Here is a 14,659-nt window from a genome sequence, read left to right on the forward strand (position 1 = left end):
TTATTTGGTTAAAAATAATTGTTTCTTTGCAGCGTCAAATAAATCTTGGCAGGCTGACCTCTTATGGTGCGGAACTTGCACTTAGGCAAAATAGATTAAAAGCCTTACAGGCAACCTTATGCTAATTTACTTTGTTTCTCCAAGGATTAAAAATTGGAATTATTTTTAAAATGTTAATGGAACAGGAACTACGAGTTCATTCTCAAAAAGAGAAAAGAGCTTATTTAATTAAAAACATCATCAAAGGTCTCGCTATGTTTGCCCTGCTGATCGGGACATTCATCATCGCAGGCAAAACCATAGATGCCGAGCGCTTTGCTTGGTTACAGCCTTTTTTTGGAAGAGTCACTTTAATTATTTCTATTTTTATCGCCTCTGAAGGCTTATCCGGCCTGTTGCCACCAGAAATTTTCATAATTTGGGCATTGCAAGATGGTACATTTTTGCACTTTATGTTCAAGGTGCTATTTCTCTCCTTGATCTCCTATGCTGCAGGTTTTCTGCTTTACACGGTAGGTAGAAACTTGCGAAACAATCAGAAATTCAGAGCTATTAAGCTCAAATTTTTCTCCAAATACGACAAGCTATTCCGTGAATATGGAGGTTTTCTGATCATAGTGGCTGCCTTGAGCCCACTTCCTTTTGGGATAATCTGTCTAATGGGTGGTGCCTCAGCATATAACCGCAAAAAGTACCTGAGATACAGTCTATGGCGGGTGGCCAGATTTATAATTTACGGAGTGATCCTTTGGCAAATAGACGAGCTCCGCTATGTCTAAGAAATTTACGTTGGGTACCGATAGGGCTTCCGCACTCAGCATGCTCCCCGAGCGGGCCATACGAAAAGTTCAACTGGGCAGTGATTTGGTTTGCCTGGCTAGAGTGGGGGAAAAAGTCTTTGCCTTTCAGCATTTGTGTCCCCATCAATCCGCATCTTTGGCTGATGGAAAGATTAACGGATTTGAGGAAGTCATTTGCCCCCTCCACCATTACCGCTTTGACCTGCATACAGGCGACCTCAGATCCGGGGGTAATTGCCCAGATCTGAAGGTCTTTTCTGCGGAATTGACAGACGAAGGAATAAATATTTTGATTTAAGCCTGATCTGTAGGTCTGACAATTATTTCATTTACATTGGCTCTCTTGCTGGCGCAAATGGCATATAAAACAGTGCCCGCCACATCTTCTGGGAGCAACATCCTCATCTCTTCCATCCCGCTTATCTTTCGGTTTTCAATCACTTTAGGATCTTCTATCGTTGAGGAAATCTCGGAAATGGTCGCCCCTGGCATCACACAGGTTACCCTGATACCCTTGCTTGCCGATAGCTCGGCTCTTAGTCCTTCGGTAAATACATTTACAGCAGCTTTGGTGGCGGTGTACACCGACCCACCCGGAAAGGTTTTCAGTGCGGCATCTGAGGAAATGTTGATGATATGCCCATCACCTTGGTCCAAAAAAGCCGGCAGCACGGCGCCGCAGCCATAGATCACGCCTTTAAAATTGGTGTCCACCATGGCATCCCAGCCATCATGGTCCAAGCTTTCAAAATAGGATAATGGCATCACCCCGGCATTATTGATCATCACATCGATCCTACCGAACTTGTCCAGGGTGAATTTTACTATTCTTTCCAAATCTCCCCTAAAGGTCACATCGGTAGGAACATAGCAGGCATTGCCTCCACGCTGGTTGATTTTTTCACAGTTTTGCTCCAGTATATCTTCGCGCCTAGCACCCATCACCACAGTGGCACCTTCCTCGGCCAATTTGAAACAAATGGCCTCACCGATGCCGCTTGAGGCTCCCGTTACAATCACTACTTTCTTGTCCAATTTCATCCTAAAGAGGTTTTTCCAATAATTAAGGTTAGGCTTATTTACATATCAAAAAAGAATCCAAAAATATTTTTTCTCAGTTTTGGCATTTTGGATTGATTTTAAAGGATAATAAACTGTACATTGATATGAGATTACCATTGACGTATGAATAAGAATTTTATCACCGGGCTGATTTTGGCGGTCATGATTGGCTGCCAGGCCCCGCAAACCAGCACTGAGGCTCCCATGCCGTCCAACGAACCAATGGATACGGTAACCAATGGCGGAGAGGAGCGCAAGGTTTCAGAGATTAAGCCCAAGTTGGAACAGATGCTATCGGCCGCCCATTCGGCTTTGGATGCCAAGGAGCAGGAAAAACAGGATTCACTGGGACAGCAAGAATTATTGGTATTACGGTCAGACGGAGAAAGCTGGCCAGTAGTAATGGAGGTAGACCGGCCTGAAGGCAAGTTTGTCTATTATTTCCAAAATCAGCAGTTATTGGCCGTGGATAACCCTCGGGGCCATTTCATCATCGAGGATAACAAGATGAAGGTTTGGGCTGATAAAAATTGGAAACCTCTTACCGACAAAAGTACCGAAGAATGGATTGACCAAGAAAACCAAATTCTACTGGAAACGAAAAACTACTTGGCCTCCTTTGATATTAATTATGAATATTGAGCGTTGGGAAGTATAATTACATCATACTATGCGTATGTGTAGATAATTATAGGCTAACTTGATTTTTATGAAGTGGATTTGGGTGTTGATGGGCATATTTTTTTTCCAAGGAGCTGATACCTGGGCGCAGAGCTATGGCACATCTGCCGGCCTAAGGCTGGGAAGCAACAAAAACCACCGGACTATCGGCCTTAGTGTGCAGCAGCGGGTATTTGACAATATCACCCTTGAAGGTATAGCCCAAACGGATTTTAACAACAACACTACCTTTCACGCTTTGGTACAAAAGCATTCCAGGATAATTTCCAGGAGGTTTAATTATTATTATGGCACCGGGGTAGGCTTTGGCTGGGAAGAAAGCACCCACCGGAATCCGGAAACACGGGAAATCGTAACCACCTATGGTAATAACACCCTGAATGCTGAATTAATCTTAGGAGTCGAAATGACCCTGCTGCGAACCAATATTAGCCTGGATTATAAGCCCAATGTTAACATCGTGGGGTCCAGAACACCTTGGTACAGCGGCCAAGTAGGCATTTCGGCCCGACATGTCATTGTGAAAAGTAAAGAGCAGAAAAAGAAGCAACGCCAGAGACAGCGGATGAAGAAACGCAACCAGAGAGGTAACGTTTGGGAAAACCTGAGGGAAAAAGTAAGGGGATATTAAATCCCCTTACTTTTTCCCTCATTGGATTTTACTTAAGTTAAGCGTCAATATCGGATTGTCAAGGTGGTTGATCAGGCTTTCTGTCAAGCTCGGTGAAAAAAGCTGTTTGATGCTCGATTTACCTTCTGTCGCAATCGCCAGCAGATCCATCCCTTTGTTGGTCATAAAATTACTGATGCCCCGCTCTTCATTGAAGGCATTATAAATATGCTTTTGGAAATTGTTGTTGGGAAAGCCTTCAGCAAAGCTATTCAACATATACTCCATATCTTCCGTCTCCTTGAAGTAATAAGGGGTATTGATATAAAGAAGGTGTATGGGAGCGGCAAGATTTTCTCCTAGCTCAATGATCTTCTGAAAGCTAGCTATATGCCCATCTTGGTAGGTGGATGCAAAAACTATGTTTCTGAAAGTGTATTCATCCGGCGGGGTTTTCACTACCAGCACTGGCACGGCGCTGTTTCGGATTACCTTTTGCGCATTTGACCCAATCATGAATTCCCTGATGCCTCTTGCGCCATGCGAACCCATTACCACCAAGTCAAATTCACCCTTAATGATGTGCTCTTCGATGGCCTCCCGGCTTTTGTTGAATTGGAGGCTAGTCTCTACTGCCACCCCCTTAGCATGGGCATTATTTTCCAACTCTTGCAAAGCCCGTTTCGCATTGGCTATTTCCGCTTTTGTCTCGGGATAGAGTTTTTCTTTTTCAAGGGGCAGGTTGACCCAGTCTAGCGGGGTGACTACAATGTGGAGAAAAACGATGGAGGTGTTGCACATTTCGGCAATGGCCAAGGCATATTCCGTTGCGATTTTGGAACCTTGGGAGAAATCGGTGGGGACAAGGATTTTTTTCATAATACTCAGGAAAAGTGGATGTTAAAACTTGCTACATAAAAGTGCGCAGGAAAAAAATTGGCACTTTACCGGACTGCACCAAAACACATGAATAAATATACTTAAATTCTGCCATAAGGTAAATTTTCACGGGTAAAAATTATTCTTTTATCATGACCCCAAACCCTTCTGGAGCAGAGAGTTGATTGAGGTCCAATTGTGGTGGGATGCCGGCCGGAAAACGGGAAAACTTCATAAAACTCAGCCTATCATCCTCAAAAGTATGGTAATTCTTAAACTCATTTTCAATCCCCATGGCGGGAAGCGCGCCAAGCATGTTAAATCCGGAGGCAACGAGCGTAAAAAGCAAGGGTGCCCCTCCATATTCGGCAATATGCACCAAGGGCAATAGTGTGGGGATGGAAGAATAAAGCCAAATATTTATAAAATTGTACGGCTGAAAATAAATAACCTTGCCACTCGCAATATTTTCCATGGGAAGTAGATTCAGCTGGCTGTTTATAATTACCAAAGTATCGTTTCTGCTACCAATCAACTCACCATAAAATACCTGGTTATCTCGGTCGTAAATTACAGTATACCCCCCATAGGGAGATTTATCAATTTTTGTCCTCATGGGCACACTGTTTTTGGGAGCCTTATTAAATTTATTGCTGCAGTTGGTAAAACCAAGCAGCAATAAAATCAGCAGGATACAGAAAAACAGTTTCATGGGTTGGTATATCTGCTGCTCCAAAACGCCTCTTCCATCTCAGGTTCTATTTCTTTAAAAACAGGGGCCATCGCTCTCAAATACCAAGAAGGCCACATGATTACCTTTTTTGCCATACGGATATTCGCATCCTTCATCCACTCCTCCCTCAGCCACTCCAAGTAGTAGCCCTTGCTTTCAATAAAATATTCCGTGTTTTCAGTGATTGTGGACGGATATAGCACGGTAAATTCATCTCCAGGAAATGTCACCACATATTCATCGGAGTGCAATTTGGCCAACAGCTCATCTGCTGCCTTGCCATTTACCAGTACATTGGCAGGATGCAGCTTTTCGGGCGTTATTTCCCCCACAATCGTCCCCAAACTTAATTCATTTATCCTCCAGAGCCCTTCAGTGAGCCTCAACCTGATTTGGATTTTATCTTGAGCAGGGCTACTTGGCAGGGGCACAAAGTGGGAGTCTGTCACAATTGGGCCTGCTTCGCGCAGGTTGGTACATTTCTCCCACTTCCCTCTATCATTCCGTATTTCCACCTCTATACCCCCCAATAACCCATACATTTTTTCGATCCGCTTTTTGAGGTAAGGTTTGTTTAATTCCATTTCCGAAATGTAATAGCCGGTCGTTTGCCCCATCAAGGATATTAAGTTATAGAATAAAAAAGTGGTCATCAGAGATTGCCGCTTGTCAATAATGAGTCCAACAGGCTCCCCAGTCTGCTCAAATTCCAAATAAATCTCCTCTTTGGTATTTAAATTCTTATCATTAGCCAGGCTAAACCATTCCAGCTCATCCTTTTCCTCCACATAGGACAAAATGGACTTGCCCTTGTTTGTAGCCAAAGAAGGTTGCCTAATTCCTGATACTTCATAAAACCTGCCTTCATTGCTATAATATATCTTGTTTCCCGCACTACTTTGAGCCTGATAGATATTCAGCTTCCTTATCATATGCGTCTCCAAGGCCTCATTTTTGACCGTCAGGGAAACCGGTGAACCCAATATCATTTTAGCATCGATTCTATCCACATCTGTATCTTCCAGAGACCTGCTTACGCTGGAGGAAAAACCTTCCCCCACAAGCTGAAGCCCATCTTCAGTGGGTACAAAGAATGTTGGGCAGGAGCCAAAGCAGGATTTGGGATTTACGAGACAATTGACGGAAATAATCATGGTGGTCAGCCCGGTAATGGATAAGGTTGCCACCCCGGCATTGAAGCCACGGGAATTTGTTTCCACCATCAAAATCTGATCATAGGGAATGAAAAAGGGAACTACACTGGATCTTCTACTCTCTTGGGATTCCTTGGGAAGCTTGCTTTGGATCAGCTGCCTGTTGGGATCGAGGTAGCGTCCATTGCCGGAGACATATTTGTGATCCAAATCATATCGCCAGTCCTGCAAGATATAGAGGTGCCCATCCAGAAGATGAACTTTCAAATATTGCCTTTGGGCTTCCTTATTAAGGTTTTGGATTTCTTCTACGTGTCGGAGTTCCCTTTTCACTTTGGTCGATGAGGCACATTGGAAAAAAAGCATTGCCAGGGGGATGAAAAGTAAATTGATCCCTCCAAATCTATTAGCCAATTGCATCAGGGTACCCATAAAACAATGATAAAAGTATATAAATATACTAAAAATCAATGTTTTTTAAAAATATTATTTATGTAAATTAAAATATTATAAAATCATCATTTAGCCAATTCATTTATCATCCTTCTGAAAATTATCCCATGAAAAGGCAATACGGAATACCAATATGCCCTTCCGGCAACACCAAGTGGCCGGAAGGTGGCCGTCTGCACGATTTTGTTGTCTTTGATCTCAAATTCTAGCCATGCTTCCCCGGGAAGTTTCATTTCTGCATAAAGCAGAAGGCGTTTTTCTTCCCTATTGGCATATAGGACCCGCCAAAAATCAAGCGAATCTCCGGCAAATATCGCAGACTTATGCTTTCTCCCCCTACGCAGCCCTACTCCACCAAAAAGCTTGTCCAAAAAGCCCCTGAACCTCCAAAGCCAATCCGAGGTATACCAACCCGTATCACCACCTATAGTCCAGATTTTCATCAGCGTATCCTCTACACTTCGGACTTCTTTTTCCCGTTTGTCTACAAAGCAACCGTAGGTGGGCACTTGGGATAGCTGGGATATCCCACCTGCCAGCACATTTCTGGCCTGGGCATCTATCCAGCTCGACACTACCTCCTCATTTTGGATCTTGTCAAAGGCCACCCTTATGGCCTCCTCATAGGTCAAAAGTTTAATATCCAGCCACTTTGCCAGATCATTTTCCTCCACCACCACTTCCACACTCATGCTGCTTACCAAATTGACGGCCAATGAATAGGAAACAGAGGTAACAAAATACAGCCAATAGGAACTCAGCTTCGGTGTCATGACCGGAACAGTAATGATTTTGCGTTTGAGGTTTCTCACTTGGGCAAAGCGAAGAAGCATTTCTTTATAGGTCAGGATTTCGGGGCCGCCAATGTCAAAATGCTGATTATAGGTTTTTTCCAATCCTACCACGCCTTTCAAAAATTGGATGACATTCCGAATGGCGATGGGCTGTGATTTGGTATTGAGCCATTTTGGCGCCACCATCACGGGCAATTTTTCGACTAAATCCCGGATAATCTCAAAAGAAGCGCTTCCGGACCCCAGAATAATCCCCGCCCTCAAAGTGGTCAAGGCAAACTTTCCCTTGCCCAAAGTATCCTCCACCAGCTTTCTGGAGCGGAGATGCTTGGAAAGTTGTTTGTCATTGACAATACCGCCTAGGTAAATTACCTGCTTTACATGGGTTTTTTCCATGGCTTTCACAAAATTCTTAGCCGACTTTTCCTCCAGGGATTCAAAATCTCCTTTACTGCTTGACATGCTATGGATTAGGTAAAATGCCACATCAATATCCTCGGGTACAGAATCCAGAGTGTCCTCTTTCAGGAAGTCAATCTCAACTATGGATAGGTTTTTTTGCTCATACTTACTGGCGTCAAACCGCTGCTTGTCCCGTGTGCAACAGGCAACCTGATGGCCATCAGCTAACAGTGCTGGGAGCAGTCTTTGCCCAATATATCCGGTAGTTCCGGTAAGAAGGATCTTCATGCAGATTAGAATTTTGTGTGTAGTGACAACAATCACCTATTTGATTTGTTGAAATAGTGACCAAATCAATTTTTAGCAAATGGATATCAGAGACGCATCAGATTTAATATTTACCAAACTAGAAGATTGGGCAACTACGATAATAGCCATGTTGCCAAATTTTGTATTGGCGGTGATCGTGGTGTTCATCGGTGCGATCATTGCCAAGGGGGCCAGAAACCTAATTTATAAGGCCCTACGAAAAGTCACCAGGCATGAGTCTTTGCTATCTTTGATCACGACCACTATCCATGTAGCCATCATTTTGGTGGCCTGCTTCATCGCACTGGGTGTGCTGGATCTTACCAGGACGGTCACCACCCTTTTGGCTGGTGCCGGTATCATCGGTCTGGCCCTGGGCTTTGCTTTTCAGGATATCATGGCAAATTTCATGTCGGGGGTGATCATGGCTATCCGCAGGCCATTTGAAGAAGGTGACCTGATCGAAACGCAGGGCTCAAAAGGCATCGTGCAGCGGCTCAATCTCCGCTCCACCATCATCCGCTCCCTGCAGGGTCAAATTCACATTGTGCCAAACAAGGAAGTTTTTGAAAACACCATAATCAACTACAACACCCATGGCAAGCGGAGAATAGACTTGGAATGTGGCGTATCGTATGGAGACGATCTCCAAAAAGTAAAAGAGGTCACTTTAAAAGCGGTAAAGTCAGTGAACAACGTGCTTTCAGATGAAGACATTTCCCTTTATTTCACGGAGTTTGGCGACAGCTCCATAAATTATGTGGTGCGTTTTTGGGTAAAATTTAAAAAACAACCCGACTTTCTACAGGCTCGCAGTGAGGCAATCATGGCCATTAAGCAACAGTATGATGAAAACGACATCATGATCCCTTTCCCCATCAGAACCTTGGATTTTGGAATCAAGGGTGGGGAAAAGCTTCATGAGGTATGGCCAAAAGAAAACCACAACAACTCGGAAAATTAGTCAAAAACCATATGGACCAGTGGATAACCCAATCCCCAGTGGTCCTTTTCTATTTTGTTGACTATTCTGAATCCCTGATGCTCATAAAAGGCCAAAGCGGAGCGGTTTTGCTCGTTCACCTCCACCGCATCAATTTTTTCAAATTTTCGGGCATGTTGCAGCAAAGCCTTGCCGTAGCCCTGGCCAATATAATTGGGAAGCACATAGAGCATCTCGAGCTTGCTTGATCGGGTGCCATAAAACCCAATCAGCCCCCCCTTGTACAGGCCCACCAGGTTGAGGGACTGCAAGTAGGTGTTTATTAGCATGGGTTTCATAAGGGAAATATCTTCCTCTTTCAAAAAATCGTGAGAAAAGCGGACCGAGGCCTCCCAGAGTTGGATTACTTCAGGAAAATTTTCTGCAGTGAGTTTTTCAAATTCCATTACCATTCAGCTTTAATGAGGGTTTTGCCCATTGTTATGAATTATTGGCGCAGGCTTTGCACATTTTTAAAGTAATACTATTTATTAAAATTATTCAGTTATAAATTCAAAATTATGATTTTGAATTGAGATTCCTAAAAAAATCACAAAAGAATAATTTTGTAAACTACTGACCACTACCATATGAACATTCAAACTGAAGCCTTGGCATCGGGAATTCTAGCCACCATAGGCCATACTCCGCTTGTTCCCCTCACTAAACTCTTTCCTGGAGAGCAGGTGTTTGGCAAACTTGAGGCATTCAATCCGGCAGGATCCATCAAGGACCGCACGGCTCTAAATATAATACAACGGGGCATAGCGGAGGGCAAAATAAACTCCACAACCAGAATTGTAGAAAGCACATCGGGCAATATGGGGATTGGGTTGGCACAAATCTGCCTTTGCCATAGCATTCCCCTGACTTTGGTAGTTGACCCTTACATCAATCCGCAAACGGTGAAGATCTTAAAAACCTATGGGGCCAAAGTGGAAAAAGTCACCCAACCCGATGACACTGGGGGTTATCTTAAGGCCCGACTGAAAAAAGTAGAACAGCTGCTGGACAGCATCCCCAATTCCTTTTGGCCCAATCAATACGCCAATCCGGCTAACCCCGAGGCCCACCACCAAACTGTGGATGAAATATTGGACGAACTGTACGGGAACTTGGATTATCTATTTGTGGCCACCAGCACCTGTGGCACTATTATGGGCTGTGCGGACCGTATTCACATGAAAGGCACCAAAACGAAAGTTGTCCCTGTGGATTCCAAAGGAAGCATCATTTTTGGCGACAGTCCTGCCAAAAGAGTTATTCCGGGTATTGGGGCTGGCCGAAAAAGCCAATTCCTCAATGAATCCCTGGTCGAACAGGCCATCCTTATGAGCGAGCAGGATAGCATAAGAGGGTGCCGGGAACTGTTAAAAAAGGAAGCCATCTTAGCTGGAGGGTCTTCTGGAGCCATCGTGAGTGCTATCCAATATGCTCTTCCCCATCTACCAAAAGGAAGTACGATTGCCGGCATCATCTGCGACCGAGGGGAAAGGTATCTAGACACGGTGTATAACAACCGATGGGTGAAAGATCATTTTGGTGAGGAATTTGAAAAATCATTAAAATTTTAAACTTACGCATGATCTGGAAGACAAATCACATCTATACCAAACGAATTGAAGAAAACCATCAGGTCATTGATCAATTTATCCTTCCTGGCACTGGATTAGCTTCAACTCCGGATATCCCCAGGGTTGCTATTATTGGCGGCGGACCAAAGGGTTTTTATGCATTGGAGAGACTGGTGGCCTATATGCATGATGCTACGCATGCCCTTATAGTGGACTGGTTTAATGAAACCCCTCATTTTGCTGCTGGTAACAATTACCGTGTGGACCAGCCGGAATATTTGCTGATTAACTATAATATCGGCAACATCAATATTTGGATCGATGAACCGGATCAGATCTCCTGTGAAAAGTTGAGCCTGTGGCAATGGGTAGAAAGAATGAATCTCACCGACTGCCCAGCTAAGTTTACCGATTATGCCAGCAGATCGCTGGTGGGGGCATACTTGCAGGATGGGCTGAGGAAAGTCCTTGAAAACTTACCAGCAAACATGCAGGTAAATCTTATCGCTGCGCCTGTTCAAGATATAGAGATTGAAGCCGGAAATTACTACTTAACCACAAATTCAGAAACTCATTTGGGTGGTTATGAAAAAATCCTGATTGCATCTGGGCATTCCCAGAACTTTGATACAGAATTGGAAAAAAGTCTTAAGGATTTTGCTACCAAACACGCCACATTTAAATTCATACCTAAAGCTTATCCTGTAGCCCCACAACTAACCGAGCTGCCAGCAAAAGAGGTAGTAGCCATCAAAGGTGTGGGGCTCACATTTATTGATGCTGCCTTGGCGCTTACGGAGGGCAGAGGCGGGACATTTATGCAGATAGAGGATAAATTGACGTATTTTCCATCGGGTAAAGAGCCGAATAAAATTTATTGTTTTTCCAGAAGCAGTCTACCCATGCTTCCTCGAGGACCAATTCCGGAGGGTAAGAAATATGAATTGAAACATCTCACAGAGCCATATTTTGATGATTTAATCAAGCATTCAGCTGAAAATCAAATTGACTTCCAAAAATCCATTTTTCCTTTGTTGAAAAAGGAGGTTGAGGAGGCCTATTATTCCACAGTGAAAAATACAGACAATGATGGTTTTACATTTGAAAGCTTTTTGGATCCCTTCCACAACAAAAAATTTGAATCCCAAGATGAGTTTCATTCATCAGTTCGGGATTATATCGCCCATTCCATAGAAGAAGCCAAATTGGGAGAACTTGAAAGCCCACTTATGGCCGCAGTTGCGATATGGCGGGAGGTAACGGTTCATTTGGGCAGGATCTATAATTTTGGCGGTTTTTCATCCGATTCACAAAGGGCTTTGGACAAATTGAACGGCAGCCTGTGTCGGGTCACCTATGGTCCCCCTGTGGCCAATATGGAGAAAATATTAGCCCTTGTGGATGCAGGGATCATATCTTTTGAATTGGGCCCTTCTCCAAATTTTGAAATTGATAAAACCCGACCAAAACCAATGCTTTCAGGTTCAAAATTTCCATTTTCGATTGAAGTGGATACGCTAATCGATGCGAGAATGGCCCGACCGGATTTCAGGCAGGGTCTTAACCCACTTATGAAAAAGCTATACACTGAAGGATTGCTCAAGCCATTTTACAACGGCGAGTATGCACCCGGATGCTTCGAAATTTCCAAAGAAGGTGCGGCAATTGATTCCACTGGCATTCCTAATCCCAGCCTCCATCTGGCCGGCACCCCAACGGAGGGTATTACTTTTGACAATGACACCCTGTCTCGATACAGAAACAATCTAACGAGTAGTTGGGCGAAAAGCGTCATTTCTATCCTGCAAAACGAAAAAATAAAGCCGATTGCTTAATTTAATTGTAAAGTCAAATCATTTTACCTTCATATGAGCTTACCAAAATTGACTCCCATCATCCACGAATGGATATCTGAATTTTTGAAGAACAAAAAGAAGTTGGCCGAGCTGGTGGATAAACACCACTCCCCTATCAATGTGCACAATCCACAGCCGTTTAAAGAGAATTTTGAAGAGTTTAGCCAGGTTTTCAAAAAATACAATATCAAACATAAAATATACTTTGCCAGAAAGGCCAATAAAAGCCGGTCCATGGTAAAGGAAGCCAAAAAACTGGGGTTTGGGGTCGATACGGCCAGCTACAGGGAACTTGAACAGTGCATACATGAAGGGCTTGACCCAGAAAATATTGCCATTACCGCAGCTGTCAAAAATAGACGCTTGATAGATCTTGCCATTCAAAACCAAGTGCCAATTGTATTGGACAACCTGGATGAATGTGAACTTGCAAATGCGACAGCCATACAGTTGGGCAAAAAGATAAATATCGGGATAAGACTGGGAGGTTTTGAGCATGAAGGGGAAATCCTGTATACCCGTTTCGGATTCACCTTTTCCCAAGCCTTCCACCTTATTAAAGAAGGTTTTAAAGATCAATTTCAAAACTTAAACTTTACCGGATTCCATTTCCACCTCAACGGTTATTCTCCAGAGCAAAGGGCAAATGCCCTGTTTCAAACACTTAATATGGTGGACCTTTTGGCAGAGAAGGAAATTAAAACCCAATTTATCGATATCGGAGGTGGATTCCTGATGAATTATCTGCATGATAAAAATGAGTGGGAAGACTTCCATCAGTCATTAAAAAATGCCGTTTTAGGGAAAAGATCCCCTATCACTTTTGCCAACGATCCCTTGGGGATGGCATTAGTGGATGGCAAGCTTCACGGAGAGCCCAAAGTTTATCCCTACTACAACACCACTCCCCGGGCGGTATTCTTAGAGCAAATTTTGACTTTCGAAAATGCGGAAGGTATTGCCCTTTATGAGGTTTTGAATAAGCATGCTGAGATAGAGATCAGAATTGAGCCGGGAAGGTCACTTTTGGATCAGGTGGGGATTACAGTAGCCCGGGTGGCATTTAGAAAGCAGGATATGAACGGTGATTGGCTAGTAGGTTTGGAAATGAACCGCACGCAGATGTTCAGCTCAAGTGCTGACTTTCTTTTAGATCCCATCATCATTTCAATGGAAACAAAACAGACTCAGCAACCAGTAGAGGGGTTTTTGGTTGGTGCGTATTGCCTTGAGCAGGAATTGATCCTGAAACGCAAACTGGCTTTTGAAAACCTGCCTGAGATCGGTGACCTCATCTGCTTCCCCAATACAGCGGGGTATATGATGCACTTTTATGAATCCGAGGCACACCTTTTCGAGCTGGCGACCAATTTGGTGGCTACAAAGGATAACGGAGAATTTAAAGTGGCCAGGGATGAGGAATATTAAGCTTTGGAAAATTCTTCACTTACTTCAATAAAAGTAGTAAAAGCTTTTTCGGCGCCTATTACCATTTGTTTTTCCTTATCGGGTGAAATAGGCAGGGCGTTGAGCTCTTGTGTAAAAAGTTTCCAGTTTTCCATCACCTCCTCATGCTCAAATCCATAAAACTCCAAGGAGGTTTTTTCCCAGTTTTGGGATACTTTATGTAGATGTTTATAAATGAATTTTCCGCCCAATGTTGATCCTTTGAGCACATAGAGTGCACCCAAGGCCTGATTGGTGTTTTCCAAATCAAACACGACATTGGAATTTGAGGGAATATCAGCAGAAAGGTTTTGCAGATCCTTTTCAAGCAAACCTTTGCGCATCAGGTAATGCCTTTGCATTAAGTCTGCAAATTCGGGGTTTTCCTGCTCCATGAGCTTTTTTTCAATGAGCTCATGGGCAAGATAAAGATTTTTTAAAATGTGGATGTAGGCTTCTAAATCAAACGATTCCTGGAAAATCTGTTTGGAGTTTAGCGCTTTTTCGGTGAGAGAATGGTGTTTTTTGGTGGATTCCTTAAGGGTTTCAGTTACCATTATAATTTTCAAGAATGATGTTGGGATCCAAGGGCTTGTTGAAATAGCCATCGAAACCTGCCTCTATACACTTCTTTTCCCATTCATCGCCGGCATAAGAAGTCAAGGCAAATAGTTTTGAGGAGCTGCATTTTTGGCAATAGCCATTTTCCCTCAAGGATTTCAATACATCAAACCCGTCCATTTTGGGATCATTAAGGTTCAAATCGATGACAATCATTTCATAGCAGTCTTTGGCAGCCATCTCTAGGCCGGCGGGACCATTTTCTGCACAAGCAATGTCAGCTCTCGGAGACAGAAGCGTCTCGAATATCATCCTGTTAATATTATTATCCTCGATATACAGAATTTTCATATACTCTTGATT

General features: G+C 43.5%; 16 protein-coding genes. 8 read left to right on the forward strand and 8 right to left on the reverse strand.

The annotated features are described in order from the left end of the window. The first annotated feature begins 176 nt into the window (after nucleotides 1–176). Entirely contained in the window at nucleotides 177–779 is a 603-nt protein-coding gene (locus tag KI659_RS04980; RefSeq protein ID WP_213944265.1) for a hypothetical protein, read from the forward strand. Then, on the forward strand, nucleotides 772–1,098 hold the full coding sequence (locus KI659_RS04985) for a Rieske (2Fe-2S) protein (RefSeq protein ID WP_213944266.1): 327 nt from the start codon (nucleotides 772–774) through the stop codon (nucleotides 1,096–1,098). Before KI659_RS04980 ends, KI659_RS04985 begins: the two co-directional genes overlap by 8 nt. On the opposite strand, the gene KI659_RS04990 is transcribed toward KI659_RS04985, so the two are convergent. After that, nucleotides 1,095–1,841: an SDR family oxidoreductase gene (locus KI659_RS04990; protein ID WP_213944267.1), complete on the reverse strand. Its 747-nt coding sequence runs from the start codon at nucleotides 1,839–1,841 to the stop codon at nucleotides 1,095–1,097. The two genes, KI659_RS04985 and KI659_RS04990, sit on opposite strands and share 4 nt — an antisense overlap. 144 nt (nucleotides 1,842–1,985) lie before the next feature. On the opposite strand from KI659_RS04990, the gene KI659_RS04995 reads away from it, so the two are divergent. Next, nucleotides 1,986–2,504: a hypothetical protein gene (locus tag KI659_RS04995; protein WP_213944268.1), complete on the forward strand. Its 519-nt coding sequence runs from the start codon at nucleotides 1,986–1,988 to the stop codon at nucleotides 2,502–2,504. A 67-nt stretch (nucleotides 2,505–2,571) separates the two neighbouring features. Next, nucleotides 2,572–3,174, forward strand: coding sequence for a hypothetical protein (locus KI659_RS05000; RefSeq protein ID WP_213944269.1), 603 nt, complete (start codon nucleotides 2,572–2,574; stop codon nucleotides 3,172–3,174). An 18-nt stretch (nucleotides 3,175–3,192) separates the two neighbouring features. Here the strand turns inward: KI659_RS05000 and KI659_RS05005 are convergent, their stop codons facing one another. From KI659_RS05005 to KI659_RS05020, 4 genes are all read right to left on the reverse strand, one after another. Beyond that, nucleotides 3,193–4,032 (reverse strand): universal stress protein, encoded by an 840-nt coding sequence (locus tag KI659_RS05005; RefSeq protein WP_213944270.1) that lies wholly within the window; start codon nucleotides 4,030–4,032, stop codon nucleotides 3,193–3,195. A 139-nt stretch (nucleotides 4,033–4,171) separates the two neighbouring features. Next, complete coding sequence (locus KI659_RS05010) at nucleotides 4,172–4,744, reverse strand: hypothetical protein (protein ID WP_213944271.1); 573 nt, start codon at nucleotides 4,742–4,744, stop codon at nucleotides 4,172–4,174. Beyond that, nucleotides 4,741–6,351, reverse strand: a complete 1,611-nt coding sequence (locus tag KI659_RS05015; RefSeq protein WP_213944272.1) for a hypothetical protein — start codon at nucleotides 6,349–6,351, stop codon at nucleotides 4,741–4,743. Before KI659_RS05015 ends, KI659_RS05010 begins: the two co-directional genes overlap by 4 nt. An 86-nt stretch (nucleotides 6,352–6,437) precedes the next feature. Then, on the reverse strand, nucleotides 6,438–7,856 hold the full coding sequence (locus tag KI659_RS05020) for an SDR family oxidoreductase (RefSeq protein ID WP_213944273.1): 1,419 nt from the start codon (nucleotides 7,854–7,856) through the stop codon (nucleotides 6,438–6,440). 79 nt (nucleotides 7,857–7,935) lie between these two features. Between KI659_RS05020 and KI659_RS05025 the strand changes: the two genes are divergently transcribed. Beyond that, nucleotides 7,936–8,841 (forward strand): mechanosensitive ion channel family protein, encoded by a 906-nt coding sequence (locus KI659_RS05025; protein ID WP_213944274.1) that lies wholly within the window; start codon nucleotides 7,936–7,938, stop codon nucleotides 8,839–8,841. On the opposite strand, the gene KI659_RS05030 is transcribed toward KI659_RS05025, so the two are convergent. Continuing rightward, the gene (locus KI659_RS05030) at nucleotides 8,838–9,266 is read right to left on the reverse strand and encodes a GNAT family N-acetyltransferase (protein WP_213944275.1); all 429 of its coding nucleotides are present in this window, start codon (nucleotides 9,264–9,266) and stop codon (nucleotides 8,838–8,840) included. The genes KI659_RS05025 and KI659_RS05030 overlap by 4 nt on opposite strands. A 183-nt stretch (nucleotides 9,267–9,449) precedes the next feature. Here KI659_RS05030 and sbnA point away from each other — a divergent pair, with 183 nt between their 5' ends. Genes sbnA through KI659_RS05045 form a run of 3 tightly spaced genes read left to right on the forward strand, consistent with a single transcriptional unit; the run spans nucleotide 9,450 to nucleotide 13,717 of the window. After that, nucleotides 9,450–10,433: a 2,3-diaminopropionate biosynthesis protein SbnA gene (gene sbnA / locus KI659_RS05035; RefSeq protein WP_213944276.1), complete on the forward strand. Its 984-nt coding sequence runs from the start codon at nucleotides 9,450–9,452 to the stop codon at nucleotides 10,431–10,433. A gap of 8 nt (nucleotides 10,434–10,441) precedes the next feature. Next, nucleotides 10,442–12,268 (forward strand): FAD/NAD(P)-binding protein, encoded by a 1,827-nt coding sequence (locus KI659_RS05040; protein WP_213944277.1) that lies wholly within the window; start codon nucleotides 10,442–10,444, stop codon nucleotides 12,266–12,268. 33 nt (nucleotides 12,269–12,301) lie between these two features. Beyond that, a complete protein-coding gene (locus KI659_RS05045) occupies nucleotides 12,302–13,717 on the forward strand; it encodes a type III PLP-dependent enzyme domain-containing protein (RefSeq protein WP_213944278.1) in 1,416 nt (471 codons plus the stop codon). On the opposite strand, the gene KI659_RS05050 is transcribed toward KI659_RS05045, so the two are convergent. Then, a complete protein-coding gene (locus tag KI659_RS05050) occupies nucleotides 13,714–14,292 on the reverse strand; it encodes a biliverdin-producing heme oxygenase (protein WP_213944279.1) in 579 nt (192 codons plus the stop codon). The two genes, KI659_RS05045 and KI659_RS05050, sit on opposite strands and share 4 nt — an antisense overlap. Further along, nucleotides 14,282–14,647 (reverse strand): response regulator, encoded by a 366-nt coding sequence (locus KI659_RS05055; RefSeq protein ID WP_213944280.1) that lies wholly within the window; start codon nucleotides 14,645–14,647, stop codon nucleotides 14,282–14,284. The genes KI659_RS05050 and KI659_RS05055 overlap by 11 nt, the downstream gene beginning before the upstream one ends. Nucleotides 14,648–14,659: the final 12 nt, after the last annotated feature.

The organism is Litoribacter ruber (assembly GCF_018449405.1).
In the GTDB taxonomy this organism is placed as follows: domain Bacteria; phylum Bacteroidota; class Bacteroidia; order Cytophagales; family Cyclobacteriaceae; genus Litoribacter; species Litoribacter ruber.